Genomic DNA, 668 nt, shown 5'->3' with positions numbered 1-668 from the left:
ACGGCCGTGCCGGGGATGACGATCAACAAGGTGTGCGGCTCGGGCCTGAAGGCCGTGATGCTGGCGGCGAACGCGATCATCGCGGGCGACGCGGAGATCGTGGTCGCAGGCGGCCAGGAGAACATGAGCGCGTCGCCGCACGTGCTGCCGGGCTCGCGCGACGGGTTCCGGATGGGCGACGCGAAGCTGGTCGACACGATGATCGTCGACGGCCTGTGGGACGTGTACAACCAGTACCACATGGGCATCACGGCGGAGAACGTCGCGAAGGAATACGGGATCACGCGCGAAGAGCAGGACGCGTTCGCGGCGCTGTCGCAGAACAAGGCGGAAGCCGCGCAGAAGGCCGGCCGTTTCAATGACGAGATCGTGCCGGTGTCGATCCCGCAACGCAAGGGCGAGCCGCTGCAGTTCGCGACCGACGAGTTCGTGCGTCACGGCGTGACGGCGGAATCGCTCGCCGGGCTGAAGCCGGCGTTCTCGAAGGACGGCTCGGTGACGGCGGCGAACGCGTCCGGGTTGAACGACGGCGCGGCGGCGGTGCTGGTGATGTCGGCGCAGAAGGCGGCGGCGCTGGGCCTGACGCCGCTGGCGCGGATCAAGGCGTACGCGAACGCGGGCGTGGACCCGAGCGTGATGGGCATGGGCCCGGTGCCGGCGTCGCGCCG

At 69.8% G+C, this 668-nt stretch carries 1 protein-coding gene; it reads left to right on the top strand.

Going from position 1 to position 668, the window contains the following annotated elements; all coding sequences use genetic code 11:
* The coding region (locus AP428_RS34310; RefSeq protein ID WP_156349377.1) for an acetyl-CoA C-acyltransferase at positions 1-668 on the top strand (668 nt) is incomplete at both ends.

It is taken from the genome of Burkholderia sp. E168m22 (assembly GCF_001319805.1).
Lineage (GTDB): Bacteria > Pseudomonadota > Gammaproteobacteria > Burkholderiales > Burkholderiaceae > Burkholderia > Burkholderia orbicola.
Note: the sequence above shows the minus strand (reverse complement) of the source record. Positions and strands in the feature narration are given on the sequence as shown.